Annotated in this window: 14 protein-coding genes; 3 read left to right on the top strand and 11 right to left on the bottom strand. The window is 69.4% G+C overall.

Annotated elements, in window-relative coordinates; genetic code table 11:
• The 9 genes from U6958_RS04620 to U6958_RS04580 form a co-directional block, all read right to left on the bottom strand.
• On the bottom strand, window positions 1-750 hold the full coding sequence (locus tag U6958_RS04620; RefSeq protein WP_016449266.1) for an ABC transporter ATP-binding protein: 750 nt from the start codon (window positions 748-750) through the stop codon (window positions 1-3).
• Window positions 747-2,639: an ABC transporter permease subunit gene (locus U6958_RS04615; protein ID WP_074923351.1), complete on the bottom strand. Its 1,893-nt coding sequence runs from the start codon at window positions 2,637-2,639 to the stop codon at window positions 747-749. Before U6958_RS04615 ends, U6958_RS04620 begins: the two co-directional genes overlap by 4 nt.
• Window positions 2,636-3,664, bottom strand: coding sequence for a branched-chain amino acid ABC transporter permease (locus U6958_RS04610; protein WP_012202505.1), 1,029 nt, complete (start codon window positions 3,662-3,664; stop codon window positions 2,636-2,638). The genes U6958_RS04615 and U6958_RS04610 overlap by 4 nt, the downstream gene beginning before the upstream one ends.
• A gap of 83 nt (window positions 3,665-3,747) precedes the next feature.
• A complete protein-coding gene (locus tag U6958_RS04605; protein ID WP_016454722.1) occupies window positions 3,748-4,899 on the bottom strand; it encodes an ABC transporter substrate-binding protein in 1,152 nt (383 codons plus the stop codon).
• A 36-nt stretch (window positions 4,900-4,935) separates the two neighbouring features.
• Complete coding sequence (locus U6958_RS04600) at window positions 4,936-5,595, bottom strand: TetR/AcrR family transcriptional regulator (RefSeq protein WP_016449263.1); 660 nt, start codon at window positions 5,593-5,595, stop codon at window positions 4,936-4,938.
• 17 nt (window positions 5,596-5,612) lie between these two features.
• Window positions 5,613-6,917, bottom strand: coding sequence for a phenylacetate--CoA ligase PaaK (gene paaK / locus U6958_RS04595; protein WP_350337303.1), 1,305 nt, complete (start codon window positions 6,915-6,917; stop codon window positions 5,613-5,615).
• Between the two features lie 12 nt (window positions 6,918-6,929).
• On the bottom strand, window positions 6,930-7,397 hold the full coding sequence (gene paaI / locus U6958_RS04590; protein ID WP_043792457.1) for a hydroxyphenylacetyl-CoA thioesterase PaaI: 468 nt from the start codon (window positions 7,395-7,397) through the stop codon (window positions 6,930-6,932).
• A 10-nt stretch (window positions 7,398-7,407) separates the two neighbouring features.
• Window positions 7,408-8,190 (bottom strand): enoyl-CoA hydratase-related protein, encoded by a 783-nt coding sequence (locus U6958_RS04585; RefSeq protein WP_013800319.1) that lies wholly within the window; start codon window positions 8,188-8,190, stop codon window positions 7,408-7,410.
• Window positions 8,191-8,443: 253 nt separating this feature from the next.
• Complete coding sequence (locus U6958_RS04580; RefSeq protein WP_047472596.1) at window positions 8,444-9,439, bottom strand: tripartite tricarboxylate transporter substrate-binding protein; 996 nt, start codon at window positions 9,437-9,439, stop codon at window positions 8,444-8,446.
• A 177-nt stretch (window positions 9,440-9,616) separates the two neighbouring features.
• Between U6958_RS04580 and hemE the strand changes: the two genes are divergently transcribed.
• The 3 genes from hemE to U6958_RS04565 all read left to right on the top strand — a co-directional run bounded on the left by hemE (window position 9,617) and on the right by U6958_RS04565 (window position 14,810).
• Window positions 9,617-10,729 (top strand): uroporphyrinogen decarboxylase, encoded by a 1,113-nt coding sequence (hemE, locus tag U6958_RS04575; protein WP_046987045.1) that lies wholly within the window; start codon window positions 9,617-9,619, stop codon window positions 10,727-10,729.
• Between the two features lie 510 nt (window positions 10,730-11,239).
• Window positions 11,240-13,450 (top strand): primosomal protein N', encoded by a 2,211-nt coding sequence (gene priA, locus U6958_RS04570; RefSeq protein ID WP_074922685.1) that lies wholly within the window; start codon window positions 11,240-11,242, stop codon window positions 13,448-13,450.
• A 223-nt stretch (window positions 13,451-13,673) separates the two neighbouring features.
• Window positions 13,674-14,810, top strand: coding sequence for an asparaginase (locus U6958_RS04565; RefSeq protein ID WP_016450381.1), 1,137 nt, complete (start codon window positions 13,674-13,676; stop codon window positions 14,808-14,810).
• A gap of 198 nt (window positions 14,811-15,008) precedes the next feature.
• Here U6958_RS04565 and U6958_RS04560 read toward each other — a convergent pair whose 3' ends face one another.
• Both U6958_RS04560 and U6958_RS04555 read right to left on the bottom strand, forming a co-directional pair.
• Window positions 15,009-15,872: a ChbG/HpnK family deacetylase gene (locus U6958_RS04560; RefSeq protein WP_047219275.1), complete on the bottom strand. Its 864-nt coding sequence runs from the start codon at window positions 15,870-15,872 to the stop codon at window positions 15,009-15,011.
• Entirely contained in the window at window positions 15,869-16,291 is a 423-nt protein-coding gene (locus tag U6958_RS04555; RefSeq protein ID WP_017406517.1) for a GtrA family protein, read from the bottom strand. Before U6958_RS04555 ends, U6958_RS04560 begins: the two co-directional genes overlap by 4 nt.

Below are 16,291 nucleotides of genomic sequence, written 5' to 3'. Positions count from 1 at the left end.
TCAGGCCACCGCCGCCGCCTCCGCACTGCGCCCCATCCCCAGATAGGTATCGATGATGCGCCTGTCGTGCAGCAGCTCCCTGGCCGCGCCGCTGAGCGCCACGGCGCCCATCTCCAGCACGTAGGCACGGTCGGCCACCTTGAGCGCGGCGCGCGCGTTCTGCTCGACCAGCAGCACCGAGACGCCGTGGTCGCGCAGGCCGGCCACGACCTGCAGCACCTCGCGCACGATCAGCGGCGCCAGGCCCAGCGAGGGCTCGTCCAGCAGCAGCAGGCGCGGGCGTGCCATCAGCGCGCGGCCGATGGCCAGCATCTGGCGCTCGCCGCCCGACAGGGTGGAGGCCATCTGCGGGCGCCGCTCCCTCAGGCGCGGGAAGATGGCGAAGACCTCGTCCATGCGCTGCGCCTGGTCGCGCAGGCCCCGGCGCCAGCGCGAGAAGCCGCCCAGCAGCAGGTTGTCCTCCACCGACATCTCGCCGAACAGCTCGCGCTTTTCGGGCACCAGGGCCACGCCGTTGGCCACCATGACCTCGACGCCGGGGCGTGCGATGCGCTTGCCGTCCAGATGGATCTCGCCGCGCGAGGGCAGCAGGCCCATGGCGGCCGACAGCAGCGTGGTCTTGCCCGCGCCGTTGGGGCCGATGACGGTGACGATCTCGCCGCTGCGCACATCCAGATCCACCTGGTGCACGGCCTCCACGGGACCGTAGGACACGCTCAGGCCCTTGAGCTGCAAAAGGGTGTCGCTCATGCCGTCTCTCCGGTTGCCTCGTTGTCGTCGCCGCCGCCCAGGTAGGCGTCCAGCACGCGCTGGTTGACCTGGATCTGGGCCGGCGTGCCTTCGGCGATCACGGTGCCGAACTCCAGCACCGTGATGCGGTCCGCAAGATTCATGACGAACTCCATGTCGTGCTCCACGACGAGAATGCCCAGCCCCTCGGCGCGCAGCTGGCGCAGCAGGTCGGCCAGGGCCTGTTTTTCCAGGTGGCGCAGGCCGGCGGCCGGCTCGTCCAGCAGCAGGGCCGCAGGCTGTCCGGCCAGGGCGCGTGCGATCTCCACGATGCGCTGCTGGCCCAGGGCCAGCGAGGCGGCCGGCACATCGGCGAAGGCGCCCAGGCCGCAGCGCTCGATCTGGCGGCGCGCCTCGGCCAGCACCGAGGCCTCCTCGGCCCGGTCCAGGCGCAGCATGGAGGCCAGCCAGCCCCGGTGCGCGCGCCGGTGCGCGCCCACGGCCACGTTCTCCAGCACGCTGCGCTGGCCCAGCAGGCGCACATGCTGGAAGGTGCGGCCCAGGCCCAGGGCGGCAAAGCGGCGCGAGGGCGCATCGTTCATGGCCTGGTCCATGAAGCGCACCTGGCCCTCGGTGGGCGAGTCCACGCCCGAGATCATGTTGAAGAAAGTGCTCTTGCCCGCGCCGTTGGGACCGATCAGCGCATGCACCTCGCCGGCCTTGAGCGTCATGGCCACATCGTTGTTGGCCACCAGGCCGCCAAAGCGCTTGGTCACATGCTCGGCCGCCAGCAGCACCTGGCCCGCCGCAGGCAGCGCGCGCTGCGCCAGCGGCGCCGCGTCCGCCAGCTTCAGATCGGACACGGGCCGGCGCACCCAGCGCGCCGTGAGCGCCTGCAGCGTGGGCCACAGGCCTTCTGCAAAGCGCTGCAGCACCAGCACCATCAGCAGGCCGAAGACGATGACCTCGAAGTTGCCGCTGGTGCCCAGCAGGGCCGGCAATATGTCCTGCAGCTTTTGCTTGATCAGCGTGATCAGCGTGGCGCCCAGCACCGCGCCCCACAGGTGGCCGGCGCCGCCGACCACGGCCATGAACAGGTACTCGATGCCCACGTTCAGGTTGAAGGGCGCCGGGCTCACGAAGCGCTGCATGTGGGCGTAGAGCCAGCCCGAGAGCGTGGCCAGCAGGGCCGCCAGCACGAAGAGCTTGACGCGGTAGTGCGCCGTGTCGATGCCCATGGACTCGGCCATGACGCGGCCGCCGCGCAGCGCGCGGATGGCCCGGCCCTCGCGCGAGTCCAGCAGGTTGTGCAGCAGCCACAGCGCCACCAGCAGCACGGCCCAGATCACCACGCCCATGGCGCGCGGCGAGGCCAGCGAGACGCCACCGATCACCAGCGGCGCAATGCCCGTGATGCCGGTCTGCCCGCCCAGGAATTCCATGTTGCCGAACAGGTAGTACAGGCTCAGCCCCCAGGCGATGGTGCACAGCGGCAGGTAGTGGCCCTGCAGCTTGACCGTGACCGCGCCCAGCAGCCAGGCCACGACGAAGGTGATGAGCAGGCCCAGCGCCAGGCCCACCCAGGGCAGGCCCGCCGCGCCCACCAGCCCGCCCAGCGCCGCCACCGAGGCCGGCGCCGTGCAGACCCAGGCCGTGGCATAGGCGCCGATGCCCACGAAGGCCGCCTGGCCGAACGAGGTCATGCCGCCCACGCCGGTCAGCATCACCAGGCCTGCCGCCACCATGGCGAACAGGCCGATGTAGCTGAGGATGACGACGGTGAAATCGGGCAGGAAGCCCCAGGACGCGGCCAGCAGCGCAATGGCGGCCACCGTGAGCACGCGCGTGCTGATGCCGCCCGAGGCGGCCTTGGCAGGCGCCGCGGCCTGCGAGGAAACGGGGGCGCTCATTCTTCTTCCTCCACATGGTGGCTATTGCGCGATCGCCACCACAGCACCGGGATGATCAGCGTGAACACCAGCACCTCCTTGTAGGCACTGGCCCAGAACGACGAGAAGGCCTCCAGCAGCCCGACCAGCAGCGCGCCGGCCAGGGCCAGCGGGTAGCTGGCCAGCCCGCCCACGATGGCGGCCACGAAGCCCTTGAGGCCGATCAGAAAGCCGGTGTCGTAGTACACCGTGGTCAGCGGCGCGATCAGCAGGCCCGAGATGGCGCCGATCAGCGCGGCCAGCGCAAAGCTCACGTCGCCGGCCATGGCCGTGGGAATGCCCATGAGGCGTGCGCCCACGCGGTTGATGGCCGTGGCGCGCAGCGCCTTGCCGATCATGGAGCGCTCGAAGAACACGAACAGCAGGGCCACCAGCACCAGGGTCACGCCCACCACCACCAGGGACTGGCCCGAGATCGTGATGTCGCCCAGGCGCAGCTGCGCCTCGGAAAACGCGGGGGTGCGCGAGCCTTCGGCACCGAAGAACAGCAACCCCAGGCCGACCAGCACGCCGTGCATGGCCACCGAGACGATGAGCAGCATCAGCACCGAGGCATGGGCCAGCGGCCGGTAGGCCAGGCGGTACAGCAGCGGCCCCATGGGCGTGATCAGCACCAGGGTGGCCAGCGCCTGCAGCATCAGCGAGGACGGGCGCAGCCCCCAGGCCAGGGCCACGGCAATGGCCGGCAGCGCCAGGCACCACAGGAAGGTGGCGGGCCAGCTCACCTGGCTGCCCGCGCGCCAGCGCAGCAGGTCCACCACCAGCACGGCGGCGGCCAGGGCCAGCAGCAGCCACAGCGTGGTGGGCACGCGTCCGGCCTGCATCATGGCCAGGGTGAGCGCGCCGAAGGCGACGAACTCCCCCTGCGGGATGAAGATGATGCGGGTGACCGAGAACACCAGCACCAGGGCCAGCGCCATCAGGCCGTAGACGGCGCCGTTGACGATGCCGTCCTGCCCCAGCAGCAGGGCGATTTGCAGATCCATGATCGACTTTCGAGCAGACGCGGCCAAGCGCCACAGCGGCCGCCACCAGGCGCGGCAGCCGCTGCGGCCTCAGGCCTGCAGGTTCAGGGCTGGTACTTCCAGGTACCGTTCTCGATCTTGACCATGACGGCCGCGCGCTGGTCCAGGCCCAGGTGGTCGGTGGGCGTCATGTTGAAGATGCCGTGGGCGCCGGCCACGTCCTTGGTCTGCTCCAGCGCATCGCGCAGCGCGGCGCGGAACTCGGCCGTGCCGGGCTGGGCCTTCTTGAGCGCGGCGGGAATCGCCGCTTCGAGCACGCGGCCCGCATCCCAGGAATGCGCGCCAAAGGTCGAAGCCGTGCCCTTGCCGTTGGCGGCCTCGTAGGCCTCCACATAGGAGACGGCGGACTTCTTGACCGGGTTGCTGTCGGGCAGCTGGTGGGCGACCAGCACGGGGCCGGCGGGCAGCAGCGTGCCTTCCACATCCTTGCCGCCCACGCGCAGGAAGTCGGCATTGGCCACGCCGTGGGTCTGGTAGATCTTGCCCTGGTAGCCGCGCTCCTTGAGCGACTTCTGCGGCAGTGCGGCCGGCGTGCCCGAGCCGGCGATCAGCACCGCATCGGGCTTGGCCGCCATGAGCTTGAGCGTCTGGCCCGTGACCGAGGTGTCGCTGCGCGAATAGGCCTCGGTGGCGGTGAGCTTGAGGCCCTTGGCCTCGGCCACCTTGCGGAATTCCTGCAGCCAGCTTTCTCCATAGGCGTCGTTGAAGCCGATGTAGCCCACGGTCTTGATGCCGGCCTTGGCCATGTGCTCGCCGATGGCGGCGGCCATCATGGCGTCGTGCTGGGGCGTCTTGAAGACCCAGAACTTCTTGGCATCCACGGGCTCGACGATCTTGGCCGAGGCGGCCAGCGTAATCATGGGCGTCTTGGCCTCGGAGACCACGTCCACCATGGCCAGGGAGTTGGGCGTGATGCTGGAGCCCAGGATCACGTCGACCTTGCTCTCGCTGATCAGCTTGCGCGTGTTGGCCACGGCCGCCGTGGTGTCGGAGGCGTCGTCCAGGATGATGTAGTTGACCTTCTGGCCCGCCACCGTGCGCGGCATCAGCGCCACCGTGTTCTTTTCGGGAATGCCCAGCGACGCGGCCGGCCCGGTGGCCGAGACCACCACGCCCACGTTGATGTCGGCCAGGGCCGAGCCCCACACCGTGGCCAGGGTTGCGGCCAGCAGGCCCAGTTTTGTCATGCGCTTCATGTCTGTCTCCTTTGTGTTGGATGGGGCGCGGTGCCGTCAGGCGCCACAATTTACCGTGGTAACTATTTTTTTGCCAGCGGTTTGATGCACGGGTTTGCCTGGGGTCTGCACGGCAGGCAAGCCTCCCAGGAACAGGTCGGCCACCACGGGGGCCATGGCCTCGTGGTCCAGCGTTCCGTCGGGCCGCAGCCAGGTGAACATCCAGTTCATCATCCCGAACAGCAGCATGGCCAGCGCCTTGGACAGGCCCGCGCCGTCGGCGTCCGGCCGCAGCTGGGCCACCGCCTGGGCAAAGGCCTCGACCACGGCGCGCTCCTTGCCCACCACGCGCTGGCGGTCCTCGTCCTGCAGGAAGCGCACGTCCTCGGTCAGCACGCGGTGGGCATGGCGGGCATGGGCGTACTCCTGCACGAAGCGTTCGATCAGCATGCGCAGCCGTGGCTCGGGCGGCAGGCCCATGGCCTGCACCTCGTCCACCAGGGCCTGCAGCCGCGTCATGTGGCCGTCGGTGATGTCCACCAGCAGCGCGTACTTGTCGCGGAAGTAGTGGTAGATGGTGGGCTTGGACAGGCCGCAGGCCTGGGCCACCTCGTTCATCGAAGTGCCGGGGTAGCCGCTGCGCGCGAACAGCGCGGCGGCATGGCCCAGGATCAGTTCGCGCTGGTCGTCGTATCCGGAAGATCGGCCTCGGGCCATGGGACTCCTGTGCGTGCTCAGCGGCTGCGGTGGTCGATCACGCGGCGGGCCTTGCCCACCAGGGTGCGCTCTATGGAATCGGGCCGCAGCACCTCGACCTCGGCGCTCACGCCGACCAGGGTCTTGATGCGCTGCTGCACCCACAGTGCCAGCGCCTCGGTGTCGCCCTGCGTGCCCGGCTGCATCTCGCAGCGCACGGCCAGCCGGTCCAGGTTGCCCTCGCGCGTGACCACCAACTGGTACTGGCCCGACAGCTGGGCGTTGTGCAGCACGATCTCCTCGATCTGCGTGGGAAACAGGTTCACGCCGCGGATGATGAGCATGTCGTCGCTGCGCCCCACGATCTTGCCCATGCGCCGGAAGCTGCGCGAAGTCGGCGCCAGCAGCCGCGTCAGGTCCCGCGTGCGGTAGCGAATGATGGGCATGGCTTCCTTGGACAGCGACGTGAAGACCAGCTCGCCCTCGCTGCCGTCGGGCAGCACCTCGCCCGTGTCGGGGTCGATGATCTCGGGATAGAAATGGTCTTCCCAGATCACCGGCCCGTCCTTGCTCTCCACGCATTCGCTGGCCACGCCCGGGCCCATGACTTCGGACAGGCCGTAGATGTCCACGGCGTCCAGCCCCGCCTTGCCCTCAATCTCGCGGCGCATGGCCTCGGTCCAGGGCTCGGCGCCGAAGATGCCGATCTTGAGCGAGCTCTCGCGCGGGTCCATCCCCTGGCGCTGCATCTCCTCCACGATCACCTGCATGTAGCTGGGCGTGACCATGATGATGTCGGGCCGGAAATCCTGGATCAGCTGCACCTGCTTTTCGGTCTGCCCGCCCGACATGGGCACCACGGTGCAGCCCGCGCGCTCGGCACCGTAGTGCGCGCCCAGGCCGCCCGTGAACAGGCCGTAGCCGTAGGCCACATGCACCATGTCGCCGGGCCGCCCGCCCGCCGCGCGGATGGAGCGCGCCACCAGGTTCGCCCAGTTGTCGATGTCATTCAACGTGTAGCCCACCACGGTGGGCTTGCCCGTGGTGCCCGAGGAGGCATGCACGCGCGCCACCTTCTGGCGCGGCACGGCGAACATGCCGAACGGGTAGTTCTCGCGCAGGTCCTTCTTGGTGGTGAAGGGAAAGCGGGCCAGGTCGGACAGCGTGCGCAGGTCGGACGGATGCACACCCTTCTCGTCGAAGGCGCGGCGGTAATGCGGCACATGGTCGTAGGCATGCTGCAGCGACCAGCGCAGGCGCAGCAGCTGCAGCGAGGCGATCTCGTCGCGGCTGGCGGTTTCGATGGGATCGAGTTCGCCGGGGGCGGGGCGCTGGACAGGCATGGCTGGGCCCTTTCAGACGGGCTGGTTCAGGCCGGGCACGGTGGGCCGGCCCTTGAAGCTGTGCGAGCGGCCACGGAACAGCGCGATCACTTCCTGGCGCTGGTTGGTGACCTGCACGTCATAGACGCCGGTGCGGCCTGCACGCGAGACTTCGCGTGCCTGCGCGGTGAGCACGTCGCCGGGCCGCCCGGGCGCGACGAAGTCCACGCTCAGGCCCGAGGCCACCGTCATCTCGTTGCGCGCATTGCAGGCATAGGCAAAGGCCGTGTCGGCCAGCGCCGTGATGAAGCCGCCGTGGCAGATGTCGAAGCCATTGAGCATGTCGTCGCGCACGGCCATCTCCATGCGCGCCGCGCCGGGGGCGATGTCCGTGATGCGCAGGCCCAGGCCTTGCGCGGCGCGGTCGCGCGCCAGCATGCCGTCGCGCACCTGCTCGGCCAGTCGCTGGGCGGCCTCGCCCGGGGTGTGGTTGTCTTGCATGGCGGGCTCCTCAGCGGTCCGAGAACACGGCAGCCCGCTTGCCCAGGAAGGCGGCCACGCCCTCCTGGTAGTCGTGGGCTGCGCCCAGCTGGCCCTGCTGGCGCGCCTCGCGCGTGAGCGCATGTTCGTAGTCCAGCAGCTGGGCCGAGTCCATGGCCTCCCGCGTGCGCGCCAGGGCCCGCACCGGCATGGCGGCCAGGCGCTGCGCCAGGGCCTGAGCCTCGCTGCGCAAATCGGCATCTTCCACGCAGCGCCAGATCAGGCCGATGCGTTCGGCCTCGGCCGCAGGCAGCTTGTCGCCCAGCAGCGCAAGGCCCAGGGCGCGCGCACGGCCCACCAGGCGCGGCAGCAGCCAGGTGCCGCCGCAGTCGGGCACCAGGCCGATCTTGGCAAAGGCCTGGATGAAGCTGGCCGAGCGTGCGGCCAGCACCAGGTCGCAGGCCAGCGCGATATTGGCGCCCGCGCCGGCAGCCACGCCGTTGACGGCGGCCACCACGGGCACGGGCATGGACTTGAGACGCAGGCACAGCGGCTGGTAGCGGCGCTCGATCAGGTCGCCCAGGTTCTGGTCGGGCGCGGCCTCGGGGTCGGACAGATCCTGGCCCGCGCAAAAGCCGCGCCCCGCGCCCGTGAGCACCACGCAGCGCACCGAGGCATCGCCGGCAGCCTGTTCCAGGGCCGAAAGCAGCTGCTCGTGCAGCTGCGCGTTGAAGCTGTTGAGCGCGTCGGGGCGATTGAGCACCAGGGTGCGGACGGCGTCGTGCTGCTCAACCAGAACCAGCGATGGGGGCATGGAAGTCTCCGTGGCCTGTCTGCCGTCTTTATGCGGCAGATCAAACATAATTTACCGAATGGTCGGTAAATGTTAGTCGCCAGACCCTTTCCACCACAAGCGCCCAGGCACCGAGGAAACCCTAGGCCCCATGAAAAATGACCCCCACGCTGCCCTTGCTGCGCAAGGTCCGCTGCCCCCCGAGGGGGCGTTTTTCATCTTGGGGCGGCCCGGCGATGAAAAAAGGCCCGCACGGGCCATTTTTCTTGAAGGTTCAGGGCTTGAAACCCGAGCGCTGCACCACCGGCGTCCACTGGGCGCGGTAGGCCTTGAGCATCTCGGCCGTCTGCGCGCTGCTGCTGGAGACCGGGGTCAGCCGGCTGGCCTCGAATTTCTGGCGCGTGTCGGGCTCCTTCATGATCTCCTGCACCATGCGCGACAGGCGCTCGGCAATGTCGGGCGCCATGCTCTGGGGCGCGAACAAGGTGTTCCAGCCCATGCCCGACAGGTTCAGGCCCGATTCCTTGAGCGTGGGGATGTCCGGCGCCATGGTGCTGCGGCGCTCGCCCGACACGGCCAGCACGCGGATCTTGCCGGCCTCGTGCTGGGGCAGCAGCACGTCGAAGGTGTCGATGGCCAGCGGTACCTGGCCGCCCACCAGGTCGGTCAGCAGCGGGGCCGAGCCCTTGTAGCCTACGGTTTCGGTCCGGACCTTGGCGGCCTCGCCCAGCATCAGCGAGAAGAAGTGCGGCAGGCTGCCCGTGGCCGGCACGCCCACGTTGGCCTGCTGCGGATTGGCACGCAGCCAGGCCAGCAGGTGCGACAGCTGCCTGACGGGCACGGCACTGGCCACGGCCACGCCGAATTCGTAGCGATTGACCTCGCTGACCGGGCGGAAGTCCTTGTCGGGGTCGTAGCCCGAGTCGAGGAACACCAGGGGCGCCACCAGCATCACGGCCGGATTGGCCAGCAGCAGCGCAGGCTGGGAGGCCGGCGCGTTCTTCACATACTGTGCCGACAGGCGGCCGCCCGCGCCGGGCTTGTTCTCCACCACCACGGGCGAGCCCACGCGCGCCTGCAGCTTGTCGGCCACGATGCGCGCCACGCGGTCGGTGGCGCCACCGGGCGGGTAGCCCACGACGATGCGCAGCGGCGCCTTGCCCGGAAACAGCGGCTCGGCCGCCGTGGCACTTCCAGCCAGCCCGCTGGCAGCCCAAACGGCCGAGGCCGGTGCCAGGGCCAGGATCTGGGTCAGGGTTCTTCGCTGCATCGCAAACTCTCTCCTTGCATGGACGGATTCCCGTGCGGAACGCACGCCGCACAATGTAGCGGCCTCAAAAAGCCCGTTGCCGCCGATATTGACCAGGGTTAACCCGGGGCAAGACGCCCTGCGCCGCTCGGGCATCGCGGCAACCTGGCGAAGCCGACTCGGCGACAATCGCCCACCATGAGCTTCGCCCCCCTGACCAACGACACCTTCCTGCGCGCCTGCCGGCGCCAGGCCACCGACTACACGCCGCTGTGGCTGATGCGCCAGGCGGGCCGCTATCTCCCCGAATACAAGGCCACGCGCGCCCGGGCCGGCAGCTTCATGGGCCTGGCCACCAACGTGGACTACGCCACCGAGGTCACGCTGCAGCCTCTGGAGCGCTTCCCGCTGGACGCGGCCATCCTGTTCTCCGACATCCTGACCGTGCCCGACGCCATGGGCCTGGGCCTGTCCTTTGCCGAAGGCGAAGGCCCGCGCTTTGCCAAGGTGGTGCGCGACGAGGCCGCCGTGGCCGAGCTGGCCGTGCCCGACATGGACAAGCTGCGCTATGTGTTCGACGCCGTGACCAGCATCCGCCGCGCGCTCGATGGCCGCGTGCCGCTGATCGGTTTCTCGGGCAGTCCCTGGACCCTGGCCTGCTACATGGTCGAGGGCAAGGGCAGCGACGACTACCGCCTGGTCAAGAGCCTGATGTATGCGCGCCCCGACCTGATGCACCGCATCCTGTCCGTCAACGCCGACAGCGTGGCCGCCTACCTCAACGCCCAGATCGATGCAGGCGCCCAGGCCGTGATGGTGTTCGACAGCTGGGGCGGCGTGCTGGCCGATGGCGCCTTCCAGGAATTCAGCCTGGCCTACACGAAGCGCGTGCTGGCCGGACTCAAGCGCACGGGCGTCGATGGGCAGGACGTGCCGCGCATCGTCTTCACCAAGGGCGGCGGCATCTGGCTGCCCGACATGAAGGACTTGGACTGCGAGGTGCTGGGCCTGGACTGGACGGCCAACCTGGCCCGCGCCCGCGCCATCGTCGGCGGCGAGGTGGGCGGACCCGGCAAGGCGCTGCAGGGCAACATCGACCCCAATGTGCTGTTCGCGCCGCCCGAGCGCGTGGCCGAGCAGGCGCGCGCCGTGCTCGACAGCTTCGGCGCCCCGCACACCGACAGGACCACCACGGGCCCCACGCACATCTTCAACCTGGGCCACGGCATCAGCCAGTTCACGCCGCCCGAGCATGTGGCCGCCCTGGTCGAGGCCGTCCACGGCCATTCGCGCGCCATGCGCCAGCGCTGAGCGCCCGCCCTGCTCCTCATCACCCGCAGGACCGGATGCCAGCGCAGCGCCGGCCCCCTGCCGTGACAGCCACCGGCCCGGCTGGGCCGCGCTGTCCACAGTCCGCGCGCCCGGCCGGCGCTTGCTGCACAAGATGGCCACAGACCATCTTATGCACAGAAAAATCTGAGCGAGGTCTTAGGACTCACAGTTGTCACCCGCGCCTGCACGCGGGCGACATATCGATATAAGCCGTTGTTTTTGAAGATTTTTTTTGATAGCACCGTTTTCAGAATGCACCACTCGGAAAGGTCAGACAAATGGGGGGATGGCCATAGATCCGAATAATCCCCACAAAGTTATCCACAGAAATTGACGATATACCCAGAAACCCGTAGCCACCGCCCGGGATGTCTGGTGTAGAACGCCGCTTCCCACGCCTCGGACGCTGCCCAAGGCTTATGCTTGGCGGCTTTGTTGCCGCTGCTCGTGCCGTGCGGCGCCAGCGTTTTCAGGCCCCGCTTTCTTCCCATGCCCCTTCCCGCCCATACCGTCCATGTCGCCGTCCAGACGCCGGCGCACAGCGCCGTGGGTGATCTGCTGAGCTACACCTGCGAGCAGCCGCTGGAGCCGGGCACCCTGGTGCGCGTGCCGCTGGGACGCCGGGAACTGCTGGGCGTGGTCTGGGACGCGCCGGCCCAGCCGCCCGCCGTGCCCGAAGGCGTGGAGCTGCGCGCCATCTGCGCCGTGCTGGAGGGCATCGCGCCGCTGCCGGCGGCCTGGCGGCGGCTGGTGGCCTTCGCCGCCTACTACTACCAGCGCAGCGTGGGCGAGATCGCCGTGACGGCCCTGCCGCCGCAGCTGCGCGACATGACGGCCGAGCAACTGGCGCGCCGGCTCAGGCCGTCCAAGGCCGCGGCGAAGAAAGCGGCCAAGGCTGCAAAGGCGGAACAGGCGCAACAGGCGCAACAGGCGCCTGGCACTGCGCCTGCATCAGCGCTCGCACCGGCCCCGGCCGCCGCAGGCATTCCCCCCATCGTCCTCAGCGCCGAGCAGGCCGACGTCTTCACGCAGATCGCCGCCCACCCCGGCCCCTTCCTGCTCTACGGCAGCACGGGTAGCGGCAAGACCGAGGTCTACCTGAGGACCACCCAGGCCGCGCTGGATGCCGACCCCGGCGCCCAGGTGCTGGTGATGGTGCCCGAGATCAACCTCACGCCCCAGCTGGAGCAGCGCTTCCTGGCGCGCTTTGCTCCGCAGTACGGCGCGGCCTGCGTGGTCAGCATGCACAGCGGCATGACCAACCCGCAGCGGCTCAAGAGCTGGCTGGCGGCACACACGGGCACGGCGCGCATCGTGCTGGGCACGCGCATGTCGGTGTTCGCCAGCCTGCCGGGGCTGTCGCTGATCGTGGTGGACGAGGAGCACGACGCCAGCTACAAGCAGCAGGAAGGCGCACGCTACTCGGCGCGCGACCTGGCCATCTGGCGCGGGCGCGATACCGGCGCCAAGGTCATCCTGGGCAGCGCCACGCCCTCGCTGGAGAGCTGGCACGCCAGCCGCCCGCCCAATGCCGAAGAGCCGCAGGGCGGCCGCTACCTGCGCCTGCACATGCCCAGCCGCATCGGCGCGGCCGCCCTGCCGCGCGTGCGCCTGGTGGACATGGGCCAGCAGCCGCGCAAGGCCGTGTTCTCGCCGCCGCTGATCGATGCCATCACCGAGCGTGTGCAGCGCGGCGAGCAAAGCCTGGTGCTGCTCAACCGCCGCGGCTTCGCGCCCGTGCTGTTCTGCGCCGACTGCGGCTGGAAAAGCGACTGCCCGCACTGCAGTGCCCACCAGGTCTTCCACAAGGCCGACCGCACGCTGCGCTGCCACCACTGCGGCTACACCCAGCGCGTGCCCATGGCCTGCCCCGGCTGCGGCAATCCCGACATCCTGCCGCTGGGCAAGGGCACGGAGCAGCTGGAGGAAGAACTGGCCCGCCTGCTGCGCAATGTGCAGCGCCCCGACCGCGAGCCCGCCCGCGTGGCGCGCATCGACGCCGACACCACGCGCGCCAAGGGCGCGCTGGAGGAGCAGCTGGCCCAGGTGCATGCCGGCGACATCGATGTGCTGGTCGGCACCCAGATGGTGGCCAAGGGCCATGACTTCCGGCGTATCACCCTGGTGGCCGCCGTCCAGCCCGACAGCGCGCTGTTTTCCAGCGACTACCGCGCGCCCGAACGCCTGTTCAGCCTGCTGATGCAGGCGGCCGGCCGCGCAGGGCGCGACGCGCACTACGTGGCCGCCCAGGGCAGCCATCCGGAGATGTGGATACAGACGCACGACCCGTCCCATCCCGTCTACACCGCGCTGCGCTCGCACGACTACCCTGCCTTTGCGGCGCGCCAGCTGCGCGAGCGGCGCGATGCGGGCATGCCGCCGTTTGCCTTCCAGGCCATCGTGCGGGCCGATGCGCGCAGCCAGGAGGCCGCCCAGGCCTTTCTGGCCGCCGCCGCCCAAGCCGCGCGCCAGGCCGGCCTGCCCCATGTGGACGATGTGTTTCTCTACCCGCCCATTCCCATGTCCGTCCAGCGCGTGGCCAATGTGGAGCGGGCGCAGATGCTGATCGAGTCGGCCCAGCGGCCCGCCCTGCTGCGCTTTCTCTGGGCCTGGCAGGCGCATCTGCACTGGATCAGGGCACAGCCCGAGCACCGCGCCCTGGTGCGCTGGCTGGTGGACGTGGACCCGCTGGCCATCTGAACGTGGCACAGCCTCTGGAACGGCCCCAAAAAACCTCAAGCCTTTCAGGCCTTGGGCGCAATCCCACAAAGCATTCACCGCTACTTTTTCGGAAGCGCTTTTAGCGCATCCGCCGCACGGCTCCCATCGGGATTTGCGCTGATGCAGGCGGGGCATGTTTATTGCATCGTGCCGCATTCAGCCCACAAGGCTGGATCATTCAATGCCTTTCCAGGAGCGATACATGCCGTTCACCCCCTTCCGTATGACCTTGATGGCCGTCGCGCTTGCGCTGGCAGGCTGCGCGTCCCAGCCCGGCGCCAGCCAGGCCCCCGCAGCCGCAGCGCCCGCCACGGCGACCGCCCCTGCACCCGCTCCCGCCGCACAGGCCGGCAAGCCCAACGTGGTCGTCCTGGCCACGGGCGGCACCATTGCCGGCGCGGGCGCCAGCGCCGTCAACAGCGCCACCTACACGGCCGCCAAGGTCCCCGTGGACAAGCTGCTGGCCGGCCTGCCCGAGCTGAGCAACATCGCCAACGTCTCTGGCGAGCAGGTGTTCCAGATCGCCTCCGAAAGCTTCACCAACAAGGAACTGCTGACGCTGGCACGCCGCGTCAACGAGCTGGCCAAGCAGCCCGGCGTGGACGGCATCGTCGTCACCCACGGCACGGACACGCTGGAGGAGACCGGCTACTTCCTGAACCTGGTGGTGCCTACCGACAAGCCCATCGTCATGGTCGGCTCCATGCGCCCCGGCACGGCCATCTCGGCCGACGGCGCGCTGAACCTGCTGGGCGCCGTGGCCACGGCCGCCTCCAAGGACTCGGCGGGCAAGGGCGTGCTGGTCAGCATGAACGACAACATCGACTCCGCGCGCGATGTGGCCAAGCTCACCAACATCAAGACCAATGCCTTCTCCAGCCAGTGGGGCCCGCTGGGCATGGTGGTCGAGGGCAAGACCTACTGGTTCCGCGCCCCCGTCAAGCGCCACACCAGGGGCAGCGAGTTCAACATCGAGCAGATCACCGACCTGCCCGCCGTGGACATCGTCTATGGCTACGGCAACGTGCCCGCCACGGCCATCGACGCGCTGGGCAAGGCCGGCGTCAAGGCCATCGTGCACGCCGGCACGGGCAACGGCTCGGTGGCCGACCGCATCGTGCCCAAGCTCAATGAACTGCGCCAAAAGGGCGTGATCGTGGTGCGCAGCTCGCGCGTGCCGGCCGGCTTCGTGCTGCGCAACGCCGAGCAGCCCGACGACAAGTACGACTGGGTCGTCGCCCATGACCTGAACCCGCAGAAGGCCCGCCTGCTGGCCGCCGTGGCCCTGACCAAGACGCAGGACACGAAGCAGCTGCAGCGCATCTTCTGGGAATATTGATAGGCACCCCCTGAGGCGCTGGCGCGCCTTCCCCCCGTGGCACGGCGCCTCTCTACCCGCTTCGCGGGGGAGGGGGACGACAGCCTCGCTGCGGGGCGGCCCTTGCTTGCTGTCCCTTGCTTTGGGCCTCGTCGGTTTTTTGCGCTGCGCCCACATGGCCCGGTCCATTTTTGGCCGGGCCTTTTCTATTGCTGCTTCTTAGTTCGTTGTGAACAGCGGGGTGAGGGGGCCTTGGGCGATGTGGCAGTGCGCTTGTTCGAGGGCCTGGGCGAAGGCGTCGGAGCGCAGGTAGGCGTATTCGACGGCGCGCTGGGCGCCTATGGCGTCGCCCTGGACGGGGGCGGTGGCGGGGTGGCACATCATGAGGCTGCCGGGCTGCAGCTGGGCCAGCCATTGGGCCATGTGGCGGCCATAGCCTTCGGGCGTGGGCTGGTCGAAGGCGTAGACGCCACCGAAGCCGTGGTTGAGCGGCACGCCCTGGCGGCGCAGGCGGCGGGTGGTGGTCCAGCCGCCGAGCAGGGCGATGATGGCGGCCTTGGGGTCGCGCCAGAGCTGGCCGGCCGGGGTGGTGGAGCGGACCCAGGGCAGGTCGTCGGCGTTGTCGCCATAGCGCTGGCGCAATTCCTGCACCAGCGCGGCGCGCACGCCGGGGAGCTGGTGCACGTGCTGGTGGCCGTCGATGAAGTCGGGGGCCATGCCCAGCGCGTCCTCGAAGGCGTCGAGCTGGCGGCGCCAGGCGTCGCGCATGGCGGCGCTGCCCAGCCGTCCTGCGTAGGCGCGCGCAATCACCGCCCCTATGCCGGAGGAGGGCTGCAGGCCATGGCCTTCGGTCAGGTTGAAGTGCAGGCCCAGCGACAGGCGCGGGCGCAGCGCGGGCAGGCGCCTGGCCGCCTGCCTCCAGTGCGGCGAGGTGGTCATGCAGCTGGTGGCCGACAGCCGGCCCTGCAGCGTGAGCTGCTCCACGGCTTCATCGACCAGGGGGTGCAGCGCATAGTCGTCGGCGCACAGGACGACGGTTCTGGCCGGGGACTTCTCCCCGTTTATGGCAGGCATGGTGTTCATGGGGATTCCTTGCGGCCGGGGGCCGCAAAGGCCCAGAACTTGGCCAGGACGAAGGTGCCCACCGCCACCAGCACCAGCACCAGGGCCAGGCTCCAGAAATAGTGCCAGTGCAGCCAGTGCAGGGCCGCCCAGTACAGCAGCTCGTTGGCCACGAAGGAGACGCAGGCCACGGCGAAGTATTTGGCCACCACGGCCCGGCCACGCGCCTGGGTCTGCACGAAGGTGAACAGCGCATGGCCGTTGTAGCTGACCACGAAGGCCACGAGAAAGGCCAGCACATTCGCATGCAGCGGCGCCATGCCCGCCAGCTGCACCAGCAGGGCGACCACGGCCAGGTGCGTGGCGGCCGCGCAGCCGCCCACCAGCACGAACTGCAGCGCCTGCGGCAGGCGGCGCAGCTGCGCGATCACATCGTGCAT

The sequence above is a fragment of the Delftia lacustris genome (assembly GCF_040267515.1).
Taxonomy (GTDB): Bacteria; Pseudomonadota; Gammaproteobacteria; order Burkholderiales; family Burkholderiaceae_C; genus Comamonas; species Comamonas tsuruhatensis.
Note: the sequence above shows the minus strand (reverse complement) of the source record. Positions and strands in the feature narration are given on the sequence as shown.